The organism is Amycolatopsis sp. La24 (genome assembly GCF_029087445.1).
Lineage (GTDB): Bacteria > Actinomycetota > Actinomycetes > Mycobacteriales > Pseudonocardiaceae > Amycolatopsis > Amycolatopsis nivea.
The window spans coordinates 22,440-40,360 of sequence record NZ_JARACH010000039.1 but is presented as its reverse complement, the minus strand read 5'-3'; the positions used below and the strand labels follow the sequence as shown (position 1 = coordinate 40,360).

20 protein-coding genes are annotated in these 17,921 nt (G+C 68.4%); 12 read left to right on the top strand and 8 right to left on the bottom strand.

What is annotated here, in order from left to right; translation table 11 throughout:
- Positions 1–53 precede the first annotated feature (53 nt).
- Positions 54–1,271: a DNA polymerase IV gene (gene dinB / locus PUT80_RS30080; protein ID WP_134663346.1), complete on the top strand. Its 1,218-nt coding sequence runs from the start codon at positions 54–56 to the stop codon at positions 1,269–1,271.
- Between the two features lie 870 nt (positions 1,272–2,141).
- Here dinB and PUT80_RS30075 read toward each other — a convergent pair.
- Together PUT80_RS30075 and PUT80_RS30070 are read right to left on the bottom strand one after the other, a co-directional pair.
- Positions 2,142–3,026 carry an NAD(P)-binding domain-containing protein gene (locus PUT80_RS30075; RefSeq protein WP_275294212.1) on the bottom strand — a complete coding sequence of 295 codons (885 nt, stop codon included), beginning with the start codon at positions 3,024–3,026 and terminating at the stop codon, positions 2,142–2,144.
- Positions 3,027–3,149: 123 nt separating this feature from the next.
- Positions 3,150–4,088 carry an alpha/beta hydrolase gene (locus PUT80_RS30070; RefSeq protein ID WP_275294211.1) on the bottom strand — a complete coding sequence of 313 codons (939 nt, stop codon included), beginning with the start codon at positions 4,086–4,088 and terminating at the stop codon, positions 3,150–3,152.
- A gap of 129 nt (positions 4,089–4,217) precedes the next feature.
- Between PUT80_RS30070 and PUT80_RS30065 the strand changes: the two genes are divergently transcribed.
- On the top strand, positions 4,218–4,871 hold the full coding sequence (locus tag PUT80_RS30065; protein ID WP_275294210.1) for a helix-turn-helix domain-containing protein: 654 nt from the start codon (positions 4,218–4,220) through the stop codon (positions 4,869–4,871).
- A gap of 210 nt (positions 4,872–5,081) precedes the next feature.
- On the opposite strand, the gene PUT80_RS30060 is transcribed toward PUT80_RS30065, so the two are convergent.
- Both PUT80_RS30060 and PUT80_RS30055 read right to left on the bottom strand, forming a co-directional pair.
- Positions 5,082–5,639, bottom strand: a complete 558-nt coding sequence (locus PUT80_RS30060; protein WP_275294209.1) for a hypothetical protein — start codon at positions 5,637–5,639, stop codon at positions 5,082–5,084.
- Between the two features lie 316 nt (positions 5,640–5,955).
- The gene (locus PUT80_RS30055) at positions 5,956–6,948 is read right to left on the bottom strand and encodes a LysR family transcriptional regulator (RefSeq protein WP_275294208.1); all 993 of its coding nucleotides are present in this window, start codon (positions 6,946–6,948) and stop codon (positions 5,956–5,958) included.
- 10 nt (positions 6,949–6,958) lie between these two features.
- Here PUT80_RS30055 and PUT80_RS30050 point away from each other — a divergent pair, with 10 nt between their 5' ends.
- Positions 6,959–7,798: an EamA family transporter gene (locus PUT80_RS30050; RefSeq protein WP_275294207.1), complete on the top strand. Its 840-nt coding sequence runs from the start codon at positions 6,959–6,961 to the stop codon at positions 7,796–7,798.
- Here PUT80_RS30050 and PUT80_RS30045 read toward each other — a convergent pair.
- Positions 7,779–8,549 (bottom strand): TetR/AcrR family transcriptional regulator, encoded by a 771-nt coding sequence (locus PUT80_RS30045; RefSeq protein WP_037818373.1) that lies wholly within the window; start codon positions 8,547–8,549, stop codon positions 7,779–7,781. The genes PUT80_RS30050 and PUT80_RS30045 overlap by 20 nt on opposite strands.
- Positions 8,550–8,610: 61 nt before the next feature.
- On the opposite strand from PUT80_RS30045, the gene PUT80_RS30040 reads away from it, so the two are divergent.
- Entirely contained in the window at positions 8,611–9,390 is a 780-nt protein-coding gene (locus PUT80_RS30040; RefSeq protein ID WP_275294206.1) for an ATP-binding cassette domain-containing protein, read from the top strand.
- Entirely contained in the window at positions 9,387–10,187 is an 801-nt protein-coding gene (locus tag PUT80_RS30035) for an ABC transporter permease (protein ID WP_275294205.1), read from the top strand. Before PUT80_RS30040 ends, PUT80_RS30035 begins: the two co-directional genes overlap by 4 nt.
- 60 nt (positions 10,188–10,247) lie before the next feature.
- On the opposite strand, the gene PUT80_RS30030 is transcribed toward PUT80_RS30035, so the two are convergent.
- Positions 10,248–11,639, bottom strand: coding sequence for a sugar porter family MFS transporter (locus PUT80_RS30030; protein WP_078870702.1), 1,392 nt, complete (start codon positions 11,637–11,639; stop codon positions 10,248–10,250).
- A 22-nt stretch (positions 11,640–11,661) separates the two neighbouring features.
- On the opposite strand from PUT80_RS30030, the gene PUT80_RS30025 reads away from it, so the two are divergent.
- The 5 genes from PUT80_RS30025 (at position 11,662) to PUT80_RS30005 (ending at position 15,108) form a co-directional block, all read left to right on the top strand.
- On the top strand, positions 11,662–11,886 hold the full coding sequence (locus PUT80_RS30025) for a hypothetical protein (RefSeq protein WP_275294204.1): 225 nt from the start codon (positions 11,662–11,664) through the stop codon (positions 11,884–11,886).
- A gap of 183 nt (positions 11,887–12,069) precedes the next feature.
- Positions 12,070–12,363 carry a hypothetical protein gene (locus tag PUT80_RS30020; RefSeq protein ID WP_275294203.1) on the top strand — a complete coding sequence of 98 codons (294 nt, stop codon included), beginning with the start codon at positions 12,070–12,072 and terminating at the stop codon, positions 12,361–12,363.
- Positions 12,360–13,859, top strand: a complete 1,500-nt coding sequence (locus PUT80_RS30015) for an alpha/beta hydrolase (RefSeq protein ID WP_275294202.1) — start codon at positions 12,360–12,362, stop codon at positions 13,857–13,859. The genes PUT80_RS30020 and PUT80_RS30015 overlap by 4 nt, the downstream gene beginning before the upstream one ends.
- A gap of 71 nt (positions 13,860–13,930) precedes the next feature.
- Positions 13,931–14,473, top strand: coding sequence for a hypothetical protein (locus PUT80_RS30010; RefSeq protein ID WP_037818378.1), 543 nt, complete (start codon positions 13,931–13,933; stop codon positions 14,471–14,473).
- A gap of 47 nt (positions 14,474–14,520) precedes the next feature.
- A complete protein-coding gene (locus PUT80_RS30005; protein WP_275294201.1) occupies positions 14,521–15,108 on the top strand; it encodes a TetR/AcrR family transcriptional regulator in 588 nt (195 codons plus the stop codon).
- Between the two features lie 72 nt (positions 15,109–15,180).
- Here the strand turns inward: PUT80_RS30005 and PUT80_RS30000 are convergent, their stop codons facing one another.
- Positions 15,181–15,738 carry a YceI family protein gene (locus PUT80_RS30000; protein WP_037818380.1) on the bottom strand — a complete coding sequence of 186 codons (558 nt, stop codon included), beginning with the start codon at positions 15,736–15,738 and terminating at the stop codon, positions 15,181–15,183.
- A 96-nt stretch (positions 15,739–15,834) separates the two neighbouring features.
- Between PUT80_RS30000 and PUT80_RS29995 the strand changes: the two genes are divergently transcribed.
- Both PUT80_RS29995 and PUT80_RS29990 read left to right on the top strand, forming a co-directional pair.
- Positions 15,835–16,323 (top strand): MarR family transcriptional regulator, encoded by a 489-nt coding sequence (locus PUT80_RS29995; protein WP_134663340.1) that lies wholly within the window; start codon positions 15,835–15,837, stop codon positions 16,321–16,323.
- A gap of 21 nt (positions 16,324–16,344) precedes the next feature.
- Positions 16,345–17,331 carry a glutathione S-transferase C-terminal domain-containing protein gene (locus PUT80_RS29990; protein ID WP_238608104.1) on the top strand — a complete coding sequence of 329 codons (987 nt, stop codon included), beginning with the start codon at positions 16,345–16,347 and terminating at the stop codon, positions 17,329–17,331.
- Positions 17,332–17,346: 15 nt separating this feature from the next.
- Here PUT80_RS29990 and PUT80_RS29985 read toward each other — a convergent pair whose 3' ends face one another.
- On the bottom strand, positions 17,347–17,889 hold the full coding sequence (locus PUT80_RS29985) for a CGNR zinc finger domain-containing protein (RefSeq protein WP_238608103.1): 543 nt from the start codon (positions 17,887–17,889) through the stop codon (positions 17,347–17,349).
- Between the last annotated feature and the right edge of the window lie 32 nt (positions 17,890–17,921).

The following is a 17,921-nucleotide window of genomic DNA, read 5'->3' as shown; positions in this document are numbered from 1 at the left end:
TACTCCGTTCGAGTGAACGGATCGCGGTTTTTGTCGGTGTTCGATGCGAACATATGTTCGTGACGAGCGAAGGACCGATCCTCCACGCCGATCTCGACGCGTTCTACGCCTCGGTCGAGCAGCGCGACGATCCCCGGCTGCGCGGCAGGCCGGTGATCGTGGGCGGTGGCGTGGTGCTGGCCGCGAGCTACGAGGCCAAGGCGTTGGGCGTGCGCACCGCGATGGGCGGGGCGCAGGCCAGGCGGTTGTGCCCGCATGCCGTGGTGGTGCCGCCGCGGATGCCGGTCTACAGCGCGGCGAGCAAGGCGGTGTTCGAGGTGTTCCGGCAGACGACGCCGGCGGTGGAAGGAGTGTCGATCGACGAAGCTTTCTTGGACGTCGGCGGTCTGCGGCGGATTGCCGGACGTCCGTCGGAGATCGCGGTACGCCTGCGCGCGGAGGTGCTGGCGCAGGTCGGGCTGCCGATCACGGTAGGGGTGGCGCGCACGAAGTTCCTGGCGAAGGTGGCGAGCGGCGTCGCGAAACCGGACGGTTTGCTGGTGGTGCCGCCAGATCAGGAGCTGGAATTCCTGCACCCGCTGCCGGTGGAGCGGTTGTGGGGAGTGGGAAAGGTGACGTCGGCGAAGCTGCGGGAACGCGGCGTCCGCACCGTGCGCCAGGTCGCCGAACTGCCCGAGGCCGCGCTGGTCTCCATGCTGGGCCCAGGTTCGGGCCGTCACCTGCACGCCTTGGCACACGGCCGCGACCCGCGCGCGGTTCAACCAGGAAAACGTCGCCGCTCAATCGGCTCGCAACGCGCGCTGGGCCGCCGCTCCCGCTCTCCGGCCGAACTGGACGAGATCGTGGTGTCTATTGTGGACCGATTGGCCCGTCGGCTGCGCGGCGCGTCGCGGGTATGCCGGACGGTGGTGCTGCGAATGCGCTTCGCGGACTTCACCCGCGCCACGAGGTCGCACACGCTCGCCGACAGCACCGACCACACGGAAACCCTGCTCTGCGCCGCCCGCGGCCTGCTGTCCGCGGCGCAACCGCTGGTGTACGACCGGGGTTTGACGTTGCTGGGCCTGTCGTTCTCGAACCTCGACAGCCACGGCGCGGTGCAGTTGGCGCTGCCGCTGGATCAACCGTCCAGCCCAGCGCTGTCCGCGGAGGCGACTGCGCTGGACTCAGCAGTGGACGCGCTACGAGACCGCTTCGGCGCGGCCGCGCTGACCCGAGCGGCGCTGCTGAGCCATGAGGCGGGGATGGAGATGCCTATGCTGCCGGACTAATCGAACGCGGTGGTCCCGCGGGTACTTCGCCGTGGGTCCGGACGACTTTGCGCGACAGCACGCTCCGCGTGTGAGAGTGCGGGAGGTCGTTGCCCGGCATCCGGAATGGATGCCTGTGCTGCCGGATCTAGTGAGCGTGGTGATTCCGCGAGGGCTGGTACCCGAACCGGGCGGGTAATCCCGGGACAGCTGGATGCTGGGCGGAATTTTGGCTGGCCGGGATCTGAGTGCGGTGGCTTGCGCCGACCCGATATGGCTGCACTTGGCCGTAGTCGGAGACCGCGCTCCGGGCGGCCGTTCTTCGGATCCGGTATGGACTGGCTCGGTTTCGGCGGCGCCACCGAAACCGGTGCCGAGTCCAGCCGCCGCTCTGCAGCCGCCGGGCCAAGGTGACGCGGCACCTGGAGGAGGTGCTGTGCGGCCTTGGGAGTCCGGTGTTGTGGGTGCTGGGCGGGGCGGCTGCCGGAGGGCGAGGTCCTGTGTGGCTCCGGGGATCCGGTGCTGCGGGTGCTCGGTCAGCGGCTCCTGGAAAACCAGGTGCCGAGTACCACCGGGGAATCCTGTTGCTGCGGGCAGCGAGTGGGGCGACGACTGGACGAACAGGTGCGGCGTGCCCCAGAAACACGAGCAGGTGCGGCGTGCCTCACGAAACCCGGAGCTGCGGCTGCTGGGCCGGTGCGGTTCCGGTGAGCTGATCTTGTTCAGGCTCAACGTCGTTGACCGCAGTCGTCACCCGCGGGCGTCCGTGGTCCGTTCCGGTCATCGCACGCGCGGACGGGGGAGTGCCGAGGCACAATCCCCCGCCCGGCAAGATCCATGCGAGGGACAGGCCGTTCCAGGGCACGGAAACAGGTCTTCGCCCGGAAGCCGCTATTTCAGGTCAGCGAGCAGACCGTCCAGGGCTGTGGCGAGGGCCTCTGCGTTGGCTGGCGCGAACCACGTCGTGCGGATTCGTTCGTTGTTTCCCTGAGGTGTCTCGTGGTCGGCGGCAAGCTGATCCAGCGAGCGGCTCTTGTCCTCCAGTGCGCGGCCGACGTTCTGGAAGAGACCGCGCACGTACCGTTCGGCGACCTCGGTTGCGATGCCGTGCTCGCCAGCCCAGGCGGTGAGCGTGGCGAGGTAGGCGTAGTGGGCGGTGAGAGTCCCGGTCAGGGCGGAGAAGACGTTGAAGGCGTCCTCGTCCGCGACGGGCAACGACCCGCCCAACTGGTCGAAGAGAGCGTCCACCGCTGGATGCGGAGGTGTGGTCACGGTGACGGACCGGCGTACGCGCACGGAGGGCAGCGGGATGGCGCGGACGATCGGGGCGTCGGTGCCGAGGGTTTGGCGCAGAGCGTCGATGCCGACCCCGGCCATCAGGGTGACCACGATCTTCTCGTCGGCCACCTTGAGCCCGCCCAGCGCCTCGTGGCGGTCTTGGCGGCGCACGGCGATGATCACCAGGTCCGCGCGGTCCACGACCTCCTGGTTGTCGGCGCACACCTGGACGCCCTCGAAACGTTCGGACAGTTCGGCGGCGGTGCGGGCTCCTCGCGGGGAGAGGAAGATTTCCGCTGCCGCACCGTTTTCGTGCCGTATGCCTTCGACGAGAGCCTTGCCGATCTCGCCGACGCCGACGATGCCGATTTTCCGCATGTTGTTGTCCTCCAGGGAATGCTGGGTCGCGTCGGTCGCCTGGCGCTCAACGGCGAGGCGACTGCGAGATGGTCGCGAGGTGATCGTTGTGCTGTCGGCGCGATGACGCTTCGCAGGCATGCCGCAGATCGTCGGGCGAACCGGCGGGCACCAGGCCGTGGCAGTGCGCCGGACACCCGTGGGGCCAGACAACGCTCATGGAGCCCAGACCGAGCCGGGCGTTGTTGTGCACCTGTCCCTCCGTCACTTCGCCAAAGCCGCGCCGAGGAACGCGAGGATTTCCGCCTGTGCGGCTTCGGCCTGCGGTTCCACGCCGGGCAACGTGAGGAACGCGTGTTTCGCGCCCGGGTACTCGGAGAGCTGCACAGGGCTTCCGGCCTCGCGCAGCCGCTCGGCGTAGCGGCGGCCGTGGTCGGCGACCGCGTCCTGGGTGGGCACCACCACGAGTGCTGGAACCAGCCCGCTCAGATCGTTGGCGTGCAACGGGGAGACAGCAGCGGCGTCGGCACCAGGCGGGATGGCGAGTCGCTGGAAGAGCTTCAACAGCGACAGGGCTGGGCTCGGGCGGTACGCGTATTCGGCGACGGAGGGGTAGTCGAACATCGTGCCGGTCACGTCGGCGACCGGGTTGACCAGCACCTGCGCCTTGAGCTCGAGGCCGGCTTCCCTGGCGCGGACGGCATCAAGTGCGCTGATAAGGGCACCACAGCTCTCGCCGAAAACCGCCACGCGCGCGGGGTCGATGCCCCACTCCGCGGAGTGCTGGACCAGGTGCCAGAGCACGTTCCAGCCGTCGTCCGCGGCGTTCGCGAGCGGGCTGTCGGGCGCGAGCAGGCGGTGTTCCACCGAGACGACGACTGCGGGAAGCCGCGCGGCGAGACGGCTGTTGGTCCAGTCGCACTGCGCCGCCGTGCCCACGAAGCCGCCTCCGTGGACCTGGACCACCAACGGCAGTGTGGCTTCTAGCCTCGGCCGGTAGACCCGGACCGGCAGGTCGCGGCCGGGCAGAGCGATCTCGCGCCACTCGATCTCGGCGTCGGGGCTCGGCTCTCCGATGATCGGGTACGCCGCGCTGGAAGCCCGGAAGCGGTTCTCCGCCTCGCGGTAGACGTGCAGTTCCTCGGGCGTGATCACCGAGTAGTCCGGCTCCGGCGGTCTCGTCGGGGCAGCGGGTTCTCCCATGGTTCCTTCTTTCCTCCCGGCGGAAAGCCGGGTGCGTCGTGGTGTCCCCAGTGACTTGTCCTCATTATGCACACACTGTGTGCATTGCCAAGTGCATAGGTTATGCTGGGCCGGACGAGAGGGGCCGAGATGACCGGTCGCAGGCGATGGTCGACCGACGAGATCCTGGACACCGCGGAAGACCTGCTGCGCACGAGCGACGCGGAGTCGTTCAGCGTGCGAAAACTCGCCGCCGCGCTCGGGACCGATCCCTCCAGCCTTTACCGGCACTTCCGCAACAAGACCGAACTGCTGCGTGCCGTCGCGGACCGGATCCTGCTGGCCGCCATGGACGGCTACCGTCCGGACGGCACTTGGAAGCAGCGCATCACCGCACTGGCGCTGTGCCTGCGCGAGGCTTTCGGAGAGCAGCCTCAACTCGCCACCGTGTGGGGCCGCTACGCATCCGGCGGCACCGGATCCCGGTTGGTCATGGAGGAATTGCTGCAGGCCCTGCGCGCGGCCGGGGTTCCCGACGAGCAGATTCCGGTGCTGTACCACCGCCTCGTGGTCCTCATCGCCGCCCTGATCGCCGCCGAGGCTGGCGTCAGCAGCATCACCGCCGAGGAGTACGAGCAGGGTCTGGAGCAGTTCCGCGTCGCAGTGCTCGGCGCCGATCCCGAACGCTTCCCCGCGTTGGCGTTCTTCGCCCGCGAAGTCCGTCCCCTCGGGGCGGATCGCCGTGCGGCGTTTGAAGAAATCGTCGCCGGTCACTTGGCCCAGATTGAGGCTCAGATTCCTTGATGCGCCGGGTCAATCGGGTGTCGAGGCAACATCGAAGGATGCCTACCGCAGGGCTGAGCCACGAGATGGCGATGGACTGATCGAACGCGAGCTTTCCCCGCTGACCTGCCAAATCCGGCGAGGGCGCCGCTTGCTGGGTTGAGCGTGGTTCCGCGGTGCGGGAGCTTGGCTCTTCACCGGGCCTGGAGTCGGCGGCCGGTTAGGGGATCGTCACCGCGGTTGCGCGGCGGTGTACAGCGCCTGGGCCATCTTGCGGAGCGGCGTGCGGCAGGACTCGGGATTTCCGCCCGGGGTGGCCGCTGTGTAATGGATCTGAAAAACGGCGTTGCGGTCGAGGAAGATCAGTCCGCACTCGGCTTGGCTTTTCTCGGGGAGCCAGTGAGCCTTCTCGCCGAAGGGCAGGCCGACAGGGCTGCCGTCGTTGCTCACGGCGGAGGCACCGGTGAAATTGGTGCTGGCGCGTTCGCTGCCGGACTGTGCGGCAGTTGTCGCGAACCAGCTTGCTTGCAGCTCCACGAGTGGTCGTTGTTGATCCTTGGGGGTGAAGCTGCAGAGAAGGGTGCCGTCCTTGCTGATTTCGGGATACCAAGTGCGGGCCACTTCGGAAGCGTCCCGCGGAATTTCCTGGTTCCGGGCCGTGAAGTCGGTGCAGGCGGCGAAATCGGTGTCGCGGTACTTGTCCGGCGTAGCGTCTGAGGTTTTGTGGTCGGCGCCCCAGAGGAATGAGCCGAGGCCTGCCGCCCAGAAAACTGCTAGTGCGGTCGCCACGACGGCTACGCATACCCCGGACCACAGCGCGACCCGGTGGCTCGTCTTCATTTTTTGCCGCGCCGGAGGCTGTGGCGTCGGTGCGGTCGGCGGGTGGTTCGGTCGCACAATCACGCTCCAGCCGAGTGGACGGCTTGCGGCCACCGAGACGCGGGAAGCGCCTTTTCGTTCATCCAGCTGTTCAGATCTCGAATGCGGCCGAGTGTTTCCATGAAACGGTTCGCGATTTCTGCCAGTAGGTTGAGGCCGTCGAGACGGCAGACTTCAACCACGTTGTACGCCTCCCCTGCGTAGCTTCGGAGCGAAGCGTAGCAGTTCAGAGCCAGGATACCGGTACTGGGAGAGCCTCCCCGGCCGAGGCAATGTCGCGCAGTGCGACAAGGCCTGCGCTGACCAGAGGATGCCCACTGCTGCCACGTCGTACCGCGGTCAGCAATTGGCGGGTAGGAATAGACGTGCCCAGCAAAGGAATCCGCTTAACCGCGTGCTCCGGCAACGGCACGATCCTCGGCATCAGGCACACGCCGAGCCCTTCCGCGACGAGGGCGGAAACTGCGTACCACTCCTTGACTTCATGCACGATCCGAGGCGTGAAACCGGCGGCGGCGCAGGCTGCGGTCACCAAGGGATAAGTGTCGTTGTTGTGTTTCTTGACGATCCACGGCTGATCAGCCGCCTCCGCGAGTTGGATTCCCTTGCGGCGCGCCAGGGGGTGGGTGGCGGCGACGAGCAGGTCTTGGCGGTCGGTCGTCAACGGGGTCTGTTCGAAGCGGGAATCGGTGACCGGCGGTGCTTCCGGGCCGGGCAGGACTAAGGCGATGTCGGCTTCGTCGGCGAGGAGGAGGCGGTAGCAGTCGGCGCTTTCCTCTTCGGTGATTTGCGTTTCTATCAACGGATGCGTCCGGCGCAGGCTGGCGACGGCGGGGGCGGCGAGCGTCGCCAGCGCGGAGGAGACGCCGCACAGGCGCAGTGCGCCGCGGAGTTCAGTGGCCTCCGCGGCGAGTTCCGCGCGGGCTGCTTCCCATTGCAGGCGTAGGGCGTCGGCGTGTCGGAGCACGATGTGTGCGGCGGGGGTCAGTTGCACTCGACGGCCTTGCGGTACCAGGAGTTCCACCTCCAGATCCCGGGCCAGCAAACGCAATTGCTGCGAGACGGCAGAGGGGGTCAGGTGCAGTGCGGCGGCGGTCGCGGTCACGGTTTCGTACTCGGCGAGGGTTCGCAGGACGTGCAACCGGTGGTCAATCATGTAGTCCAGACTAAACGGTTTCGTGCGGAAAGATTCGTTGGACGTGCACGCTTCCAGAGACAAGCCTGGAGGGATGAGGAATGCGCCTGCGCTGATGGTGGGGAGTGTGCTGAGCGTCCAGTTCGGGCAGGCGTTCGGGAAGCAGCTGTCCGAGGACGTCGGTGCGTCCGGTGTGGTGGCGTTGCGGCTTGGGCTGGCTGCGGCGGCTCTGCTGACCCTGTACCGGCCTGCGGTGCCGCGCAGTTGGGCGGAAAGGAGGGTGATCCTTGGCTTCGGCACGGCCATCGCGGGGATGAATTTGATCTATCCCGCGCTGACCATCTTGCCGTTGGGGTTGGCGAGCGCGCTGCAGCTGTTGGGGCCGATTTCCTTGGCATTGTTCACTTCGCGACGTCTCCGCGACGTGGCCTGTGCGGTCGTGGCCGGAGTCGGGGTGTGGTTGTTCTACGCTCCGCGCGAGGTCAGTTTTCCGCTCGCCGGTGTGGCTCTCGCGTTGGCTTCTGGCGCGTGCATGGCTGCTTACTTCCTGCTCAGCAAACGCGCGGGCGCAAGCAGCGTGGGAGGGGGTCCGCTTGCGCTGGCGTTGGCGTGGGCTGCCGTGCTTTCGGTGCCGTTGGGGGTGATCGACCAAGGTGTGCGGCTGGTGACGCCTCGGGTGTTGCTGGTCGGCGTTGTGGTGGCCGCGTTATCGGCGGTGGTGCCGTATTCCTTGGAGCTGGCGGCTTTGCGACGGCTTCCTGCCCGGACGGTCGGGGTGCTGGCCAGTCTCGAGCCGGCGAGTGCGGGGCTGGCCGGGGTGCTGGTTCTCGGCGAGCACTTGCGCGCGGTGCAGTGGGTGGCGCTCGCCTGTGTGGGGCTCGCGAGCGCGGGGGCGGTGCTGGGGCGGAAGGACGCTACTCAGCGGGTCGGTTGACCAGCGCGGCAATGCCTTCGATCAGGCGGTCCAAGCCGAACGCGTACTCGTGGTCGAGGCTGTACGGAGCCTGGTGCGTTTGCCCGGCGGCGGCGCCTACCCGGTCCGCGACCGGGAAGCGGCGCGGTTCGTAGACCTCCGCCAGTGCGGGGGCGGTCGCGGCCCACCATTGCTGGTCGGTCATCCCGGTTTGCCGCACCACGCGCGCGGCTTCGACCTTGCGGCGCGCCAAGCCTTCCACGTGGGTGGTCACCAGCGTGATCGTCGAGTCCATTTCGAGGTCCGACAGGCCGATCCCGTCGACGACCGCCAGTTCCAGGTCGTACTTCGCGATCGCGTTGGGACCGAGCGTCGGACGGCCGGTGAAGACTTGCAGCAGCCACGGATGCCGCAGGTGCATCGCCCAGTTGACGGCGGCGACGCGGCGGAGGCCGTCGCGCCAGTCGTCGGCGTCTATTTCGGACAGTTCGGCTACTGCCTCGCCGTACACCGCGTCGACCATCGCTTCGACCAGTTCCGCGCGCGACGAAACGTAGGTGTAGAGCGACATCGTCCCGACGCCCAGCGATTCGGCGACCCGGCGCATCGACAGTGTCGCCAGGTCCTGTTCGGTGTCCGCGACCTCGACCGCGGCGTCGACGATCCGGGCCGGGGTCAGTCCGTGCTTCGGGCCGCGCTTCGGCAGCTGGCGGGTGCCCCACAGCAGCGCGATCGTCGCGGCGGGGTCGCCGGGGTTGCCGTCAGTCGTCACGTGACCAGCATAGGAACTTAACTCCGTAGGGAATACGGAGTGATGTGCTAGCCTTCTGCGTATGGCATACGGAGTAGATGGCCTGCTGGCGCGCGGGGTGCAGAAGCGGTATGGCGAACGGGCCGCGCTGGACGGGCTTGACCTGCGGGTTGAGCCGGGAACGGTGTGCGGGCTGCTCGGTCCCAACGGTGCGGGCAAGACGACGGCGGTCCGGATTCTGACCACGTTGCTGCGGCCGGACGCGGGCGAGGTGCGGGTGGCCGGTTTCGACGCGGTCGCCGAGCCGGACGAGGTGCGGCGGCGGATCGGGCTGGTCGGGCAGAACGCCTCGGTGGACGAGATCCTGACCGGCAGGCAGAACCTCGAACTGTTCGGCAGGCTCGGCGGACTGCCCTCGCGGGCGGCGCGGGCGCGAGCGACGGAGCTGCTGGACCGGTTCGGTCTCGCCGAAGCCGCGGGCCGGGCCGTCTCCGGCTACTCCGGCGGCATGCGGCGCAAGCTGGACCTGGCCGCCGGGCTCCTGCTGAACCCGGCGGTGCTGTTTCTCGACGAGCCGACGACCGGGCTCGACCCGGCTGCCCGCATCGACGTCTGGGCGGACGTCCGCGCGCTGGCCGGCACCGGCACCACGGTGCTGCTGACCACGCAGTACCTGGAGGAGGCAGATCAGCTCGCCGACCGGATCGCGGTTCTCGACGCCGGGCGGGTCGTCGCCGCGGGCACGCCGGACGAGCTGAAGGCGAAGGTCGGGCCGGACCGGGTCGAGACGGTCGTCCGGAAGCCGACGCTCGACGAGGTTTTCCTGCTCCTGACCGGCAACGCGACTGAGGAGGCGCGATGACCATCCCCGCCACCGCACCCGGACACGTGTCCTGGCCGACGCACACCGCCGTCCTGACCCGGCGGATCCTGGTGCACTGGAAGCAACGTCCGGTCTCGATCGCGGTCACGCTGCTGTTCCCGGTCCTGATCGTGGTGATGTTCGGCCAGCTTTTCGGCGGCGCGATGGACATCCGGGACGGCGCGTACATCGACTTCCTCATCCCCGGCATGCTCGCGATGACCATGCTGTTCGGGCTGGAATCCACTGTCCTCGCGGTGACTTCCGACGCCGCGAAGGGCGTCACCGAGCGGATCCGCGCGATGCCGGTCAGCGGGCTCGCCGTGCTGACCGGACGGTGTCTCGCCGACTTGATCAGCGCGGTCGCCGGGCTGGTCGTGATGATGGGAGCGGGGCTGGCGCTGGGCTGGCGGCCGCACCAGGTGTCCGTGCTGGGCGCGGTCGGGCTGCTGTTGTGGCTGCGGTTCGCCTTCGTCTGGATCGGGATCTATCTCGGACTGCTGCTGAAGACCCCGGAATCGGCGGTTTCGGTGCAGGTGCTGGTGTGGCCGGTCGGATTCCTGTCCGGCGTTTTCGTTTCCCCGGACACCATGCCTGCCTGGCTGAGCGCGGTCGCGACCTGGAATCCGCTCACCGCAACGGCTTCCGCGGTGCGCGAACTGGCGGGCAATCCGGCGTGGGCCGCGAATGGCTGGGCGGCGGAGCATTCCGTGCTGCTCGCGATGGCGTGGCCCGCGGTGCTGACGGCGGTCTTCCTGCCGCTCGCCACCCGGCAGTACCGGATGCTCGGGCGGTAAAAAAACAGCCGGGCGGCAAGGGAAATCCCCTGCCGCCCGGCTGCACCCCGAGAGGGAAAATCAGGCGCGTGCCTTCGCGTGCGTCCGTCCGCGCAGGTCGAGTTCGATTTCCTCCAGCGACCGCCCCTTGGTTTCCGGGACGAGCCACTTCGTGAGGAAGAACAGGACCACGTTGATGCCCGCGAACAGGAACATCGAGCCGCCGAGGCCGAGTGCGCCCGGGTCGGAGATGATCGGGAACACGGCGCTGATGATGCCGGTCGCGGCCCACAGCACGACGCTGCTCACGCCCATGCCCGCGGCGCGCACCTTCAGCGGGAACACCTCGGCCATCATGACCCACACGACCGCGCCCCAGCCGAGTTCGTAGCCGACCAGGTAGAGCACCATCGCGACGAGCATCAGGATGCCCTTGGTCGCGGTGTCGTGGACTTCCAGCACGATGAATCCGGCCCCGACCAGGGTGATCACCATCAGCACGTTGCCGATCAGCAGCAGCGGCTTGCGGCCCCACCGGTCGACCACGAACACCACCCACGCGGTGAACAGGAACTTGGTCACGCCGAGCAGCACACCGGACAGCAGGGCCGCCTGGGTCGCGAAACCGAGGCCGATCAGCATCGTCGGGAAGTACGCGTTCACCGCGTTCACGCCGCTGAACTGCTGGCCGATCGCGAGCAGCAGGGCCACCACGAGCATCGGCCGGACGGTCGGCGTCAGCAGGTCGCGGAGCCGGGTCTTCGCCGATTCCGAGTCGAGCCGGATCACCTCGCGGATCGTGCCGATCTCCTCGTCGACGTTCACGCCGCCGCCGTGCGAGCTGAGAAGGACCGCGCGGGCCTGTTCCTCGTGGCCGTTCGCGACGAGCCAGCGCGGCGTTTCGGGCAGGAACACCAGGCCCGCCAGCAGGATCACCGCGGGCACGATCGCGCCGGCGAACATCAGCCGCCAGTTGCCCGAGCTGCCGAGCCCGTAGCTGACCAGGAACGCGATCAGGATGCCGAGCACGATGAAGATCTGGTTCAGCGCGCCCATCGCCCCGCGCAGCCGGGCCGGGGCGAGTTCCGACAGGTACGTCGGGACCGTCGAGGACGAAAGGCCGATGCCGACGCCGATCACCAGCCGGGAAATGATCAGCAACGCGAACGTCGGCGAAAACGTGGCCGCGAGCGTGCCGATGATGACGACGACCGCGGCCACCATGATCGTGCGGCGGCGGCCGAGCCTTTCGTTGAGCCGGGAGGAGAAACTCGCGCCGACGATCGCACCGATCGAAATGCTCGCGGTGATGACGCCTTTGTCCCAGCCGGACAGGCCCCAGAGTTTCCCGATGAACGGCAACACCCCGGAAATGACGCCGAGGTCGTAACCGAACAGGATGCCGCCGAGGGCACCGAAGAAGTACAGCGTCGTTCTGCCGATGGGCCGCCGCGCCGCGGCTGTCTGTGTCATTGCCGAGCCGTCTCTTTCCGGGATGGCCGGCCGGTCCTGGTCCGCTGCCCGCGAGGTCAGCGCCGTCCTGGCCGGACGAATGGGGGTCGAGGGGACAAGGACTGCCGGACTGGTCCAGCACTGCGGAACGGCCGGATCCGCCGTCGCGCAGCGCCTTTCCACGCTGTTCGCCTGCCCGGCTCGCTCCCGTTCGAACTTCGCCGTACACAGTCACACGCTGGTCACCGGCGGGCAAGACGCGGGCTGATAACTATTCAGTCACGTGACTAGCGTTCACATATGTGGACAAGGTAGGCGGGCGTTTTCGCAGGTCAACGCCGTGGCAGGGAGATCTTGTCAAGAGTTTCCGCGAACGTCGAACTGTGGGGAACCGGCTGCCGGGGACGTCCGTCGTACCGGGCGTCCGGTCGCCGCGGTGGGGGAGATGCGCATGGGAACGGGTTTCGAGGTCGCTCCGAGGGAGGTCGCGACCGCGGCCGGACGGGCGCACCAGGCGGCGGCGACCGTGCGGACGGTCGACCTCGCGGGCGCGCTCGCCGGGGTCGGGCTGTCCGGCGGCACGAGCGTGGCGGCGGCGGATCGGCTGTCCGACACCTGGGGCCGCGTTGTTCCGAAGTGGACCGCCGACACCGAGGCTTATGCGGAGAACCTCGACCAGGCCGCGGCCGGCTACCGCGACAGCGACCAGAACGCGGCCGGCGAGATCGCGGCGGCGGGCCGATGATCACCTGGGGAGACGTCCGGCGCTGGAACCCGGCTGACCTCGCCGCGGCGGTCGACGCGCTCGGCGCCCGGGCCGCGCGGCTCACCGCGGCGAACGACGACGCCGACGCCATGACGAAGTTCGGTGCCTGGCAAGGCGACGCGGCAGACGCGGCGACCGCCAAAGGCACTGCGCTCACGGCGGAATTGAGGCAGCTGACCACCGACGTGTCGGCGGTCCGGCGCGGGGTGCACGACGCGCAGCTGGCGGTCGAGCGGATCAGCTCGGCGGTACGCGACGTCGACGATTTCGCTTCACGCAACGGAATGCGGATCGACGACGGCGGCGGAGTCAGCGGAGAACCCGAGCGGCAAGCCGAGGTCGCCGACCGCGTCGGCCAGATTCTCCGCGACGCCACCGCGGTCGACGCGGACCTCACCGTCGTGCTCGATCGCGCGGCGAAGGGCGAAAGCGGCGGGACGGGCGTCGTCGCGCTGGCGATGGCGACCAGTAGCCAGCCGAAACCGAACGGCACCCCGGCGGAGAACCGGGCGTGGTGGGACAGTCTGTCCGACTCCGCGCAGTCCTCGATCCTGCGCGACAACCCGGACCTGATCCGCAACCTCGACGGCATCCCGGTGGTCGATCGCGACGCGGCGAATCGTGTTGTGCTGCAACAGGAAATCGACAAGCGCAAGGGCGACGACGCGCAACTTCGCGGCCTCACCGCGATCCGCGACCGGCTCGCGGCGACCGGTGACGGCAAACCGCCCGCCTTCCTGATCTCGCTCGACGTCAGCGGCGACGGCACCGCGGTGGTCGCGGCCGGAAACCCGGACACCGCGGCGAATGTCGCGACCTACGTGCCCGGCACCGGCAGCGAACTGGCCAAGATCGGCGGCGACCTCGGCCGGTCGGACAAGATGTGGCAGTCGGCGACGATGGCGGGCTCGCCGTCGACCTCGGTGATCACCTGGGTCGGCTACGACGCGCCGGACGAGCTCGTGAACGCCGCCAGCGAGAAATACGCCGACGGCGGCAAAGAGGCGTTGTCGAAATTCGAGGACGGCCTGCGGGCATCGCACGAAGGCGCGCCGTCGCACAACACCGTGCTGGGCCACAGCTATGGCACGACGGTGATAGGCCACGCGGCTCGCGACGGCGGCCTCAATGCCGACGACCTGATCTTCGCCGGCAGCCCCGGTGTCGGCGTCGAGCACGCGAACCAACTGCACCTCGACGGCGTCCCGCAGGATCAAGTCGCCCAGCACGTGCACTCGACGGTCGCGGAACACGACCTCATCAAGATCACCAACATCGGCGTCGGCGGCCATGACCCGCTCGGTCCGAGCCCGACCGGCGACGGATTCGGCGGCCAGGTCTTCGAGTCCGCGCCGGGCGACAAGGGCCCGTGGTACGAGGGCGGCCTGTCCGGGGCCGCGCACAGCCAATACTGGGAGGACAACAACCCGTCGCTGCGCAGCTTCGGCCGGATCATCGCCGGGTTGCCGGCGTGACGGCGCGCCGCACCGCGCTGGCCTGCCTCGCCGTCCTTCCTCTCGTAGCCTGCTCCCCAGGAGGTGAAGCCATGACCACCACGATCACCGAAACCGAAGCCCGCGACCGGGTCGAGGGCTATGTACGCGCCGTGTTCGCGGTGCTGCCCGCGCCTGCCGCGCGGGAACTGTTCTCCCGCAACCGGTCCGAATGCACCGACCCGACCGACAACGGTCCGGCGGGGCGGTACGAAATCTCCGCCACCTACGAGGTGACCGGCCTCGAACCGGACACCTTCACCGCGCAGTTCGACGCCGTCGTGGATTGGTGGCAGGGGCACGGCTTCACGGTGCTGACCGACCGGCGGCCGACCGACCAGTACGTCTTCGCCCGCAACGAGCGGGACGGCTTCGACATGTCGTTGCAGGCAAACGAACTCGGGAAGCTTTACCTCGGCGCGACGTCGCCGTGCGTCTGGCCGAAGGGCACTCCCGAGGCCGCGCCCGAAGCGGTCGTAGAAGAAGAGGAAGTCGCGGAAGCTCCGGAGCCCGAGCGTCCGCGACCGCGCCGCGCGCCGGTGGACGACGAGGACTTCGGCCAGACGTCCTGGTCGGACGGAGGCGCCGCGTTCTGATCACTCGCGGGTAGAGTGGACTCGCAGGTCCAATCAGGAGGCAGGCGATGACGCTCACGCGCAAGGGCGAGGCCACGCGACAGCGGATCGTGGAGGGCGCGGCCGAGGTGATCCGCGAGCGCGGCGTGCTCGCGACGACGCTCGACGACGTCCGCGCGCAGACCAGGACCAGCAAAAGCCAGCTGTTCCACTACTTCCCGGACGGCAAGGAAGAACTGCTGCTGGCGGTCGCGCGCTGGGAGGCGGACCGGGTGCTGGAGGTCCAGCAGCCGTCGCTCGGCGCGCTGCGCACCTGGGACGACTTCCGGACCTGGCAGCAGGTGGTGCTCGGGCACTACACCGAGCAGGGCAGGCATTGCCCGCTGAACGTGGTGATGTCGCAGATCGGCCGCAACACGCCGGGCGCGCAGGCGGTGGTGACGCAGCTGATAGAGCGCTGGCTGTGCGAGCTGACCGCGGGGATCGAGAACCTGCGGGCGGCGGGGGAGACGCGGCCAGGGCTGGATCCGAAGCGGGCCGCGTCGGCGCTGCTGGCCGGGGTGCAAGGCGGGGTGCTGATGCTGCTGACCACGGGGGAACCGCAACACCTCGAAGCCGCGCTCGAAGTCGGTATCGCCGGGTTGCGCGCCGCTTAGCCGAAGTGCGTGAAGGGCTCCTTGCGGGAATCAGATTCCGGCAAGGAGCCCTTCACGGACAGCTGGGGTGGTTCAGGCGTTCTTGATCGCGGAGATCTCGAACTCGAGGGTGATCTTGTCCGAGACCAGCACGCCGCCGGTCTCGAGCGCGGCGTTGAAGGTGACGCCGTAGTCGCTGCGGTTGATCGAGGTCGAGCCCTCGAAGCCGACGCGGTCGTTGCCGAACGGGTCCTTCGCCGAGCCGCCGAACTCGAACGGGATGGTGACCTGCTTGGTGACGTCCTTGACGGTCAGGTCGCCGGTCACGTCGAAGGTGTCCTCGCCGGTCTGCGCGATCCCGGTGGAGGTGAAGGTGATGGTCGGGAACTGGTCGCAGGACAGGAAGTCGTTGTTGCGCAGGTGACCGTCGCGGTCGGCGTTGCGGGTGTCGACGCTCTTCGTCTGGATGGTGACGTTCGCGCTCGAGTTGGCCGGGTTCTCGCCGTCCAGGGTGAACGAGCCCTCGAACTCGTTGAAGGAGCCGCGGACCTTGGTGACCATGGCGTGGCGGGCGACGAAGCCGATCCGGCTGTGCGAGCCGTCGATCGTGTAGGTGCCGGTCAGGTGGGAGTAGGTGGTCGCGCTGGTCATGAGTTCCGTTCCTTCGGTCCTTGGTTGAGTGTTCAACTAGCACTGTAGCCCACAATAACTGATTGCGCGAGCAAGTGTCGGATATACTCCTCGTCTGTGGTGAACAGAACCCCGCTGACCAGCGAAGAAGAGGCAGTGTGGCGTCCGTTGATGCGGGTCGTCACAGTGCTGCCGAGGGCTCTCGAGGACCAGTTCGCGCACGACACCGGCGTCTCGCTGACGGATTACACCGTGCTCGTGTCGCTCTCGGAAGCGCCCGAAGGCAGGCTGCGGCTCACCGATCTGGCGGAGTCCGCGGCGCTGTCGCTGAGCCGGATCAGCCGGGTCGTCGAGGCCATGGTGCGCCGCGGCCTGGTCCAGAAGGTGAAATGCCCGCAGGACCGCCGGGCCGCGCACGCGACGCTCACCGAACTGGGGCGGGCGAAGCTCGCCGCCGCGTACCCCGGGCATCTCGAGCGCGTGCGGTCGTACCTGTTCGACCACCTCTCGCCCGAGGAGGTCCGCGCCGCGGGCCCGATCCTCGCCCGGCTGGCCGCCGCGCTGGAGCCGCCGGACTGTCCCGCCTGCCCGGACGATCAGACCTGACTCCGCGACGAAAGGGTTCCGATGCCCGACCAGGGTGAGTTCAAGCGCGACACGAACTACATCTCCGACCGCATCACCGCCGACGGCCGCGACGGCTGGCCGGTGGAGCCCGGCCGCTACCGCCTGGTGATCGCGCGCGCGTGCCCGTGGGCGAACCGCGCGTCGATCGTGCGGAGGCTGCTCGGCCTCGAAGAGGCGCTGTCGATGGGTCTGTGCGGTCCGACGCACGACGAGCGCAGCTGGACCTTCGACCTCGACCCCGGCGGCCGCGACCCGGTGCTCGGCATCGAACGGCTGCAGGAGGCGTTTTTCGCGCGGTACCCGGACTATCCGCGCGGGATCACTGTTCCGTCCATTGTGGATGTCCCAAGTGGACAGGTGGTGACCAACGACTTCAAGCAGATCACCATTGATCTGTCGCTGGAATGGGGCGCCTACCACCGCGACGGCGCGCCCGAGCTGTATCCGGAACGGCTGCGCGACGAGATCGAGGACGTCGCGGAGAAGGTCTTCCGGGACGTGAACAACGGCGTGTACAAGGCGGGTTTCGCCACTTCGCAGGAGGCTTACGAAGAGGCGTACCGCGCGTTGTTCTCCCGGCTGGACTGGCTGTCCGAGCGGCTGGCCGGCCAGCGGTACCTGGTGGGCGACACGATCACTGAGGCGGACGTGCGGCTGTTCACGACGCTGGTCCGCTTCGACGCGGTGTACCACGGGCATTTCAAGTGCAACCGGCAGAAGCTCGCGGAGATGCCGGTGCTGTGGGCGTACGCGCGGGATCTGTTCCAGACGCCCGGTTTCGGGGACACGATCGATTTCGGGCAGATCAAGGAGCATTACTACGTGGTGCACCGGAACGTGAACCCGACCGGGATCGTGCCGCTGGGGCCGGACCTGTCGGGATGGCTGACGCCGCACGGGCGGGAGGAGCTGGGCGGGCGTCCGTTCGGCGACGGGACGCCGCCCGGGCCGCCGCCGGCGGGGGAGCGGGTGCCTGAACTGGGGTAGTGAGAACCCCGCGGGTCAGTCCGCGTTTTGTCGACTCCGGTAGGCCGCGACGCTGGCCCGGTGCGCGCAATTCCGGGTGCAGTACTGCTTCGAGCCGTTGCGCGACAGGTCCACGAAAGTAGCTCGGCAGTTCAGTCCTGAGCAGACGCCGAGGCGCGACGGACCGTGGGTGGCGATCACGGAGGCCAGCGCGCTGAGCGTGGTCGCCGCCAGATGTGCTGAGCAGCGGTCGGTGTCGGAAGTCACCTCGGTCCACCAGCGGTCGTCCTCGTGCCGCAGTTCCGGGGTGGCTCGGCTGTCCCGTAGCCCGGCATTGATCAGGGCCGCGGCTCCGACCGCGTCGGTGCTCGCTCGTTCCAGCACGGCGCGCACGGTTTCGCGCAACTCGCGGACTTCTGCCAGGTCAGCGCGGGTGAGACGGCGTGAAGGCGCGGCCACCGGATGGTCGGCGAGGAAGTCGCGGAGCTGCTCCACGGTCTCGAGCGCGTCCTCTCCCTTGACCGGCCGCAAAGTGTTGGCGAGGTCGACGGCCGTCTGCACGTGATACGCATCCAGCATTTGACGTGTCTCCTCGTGTCTTCGTACTGTGA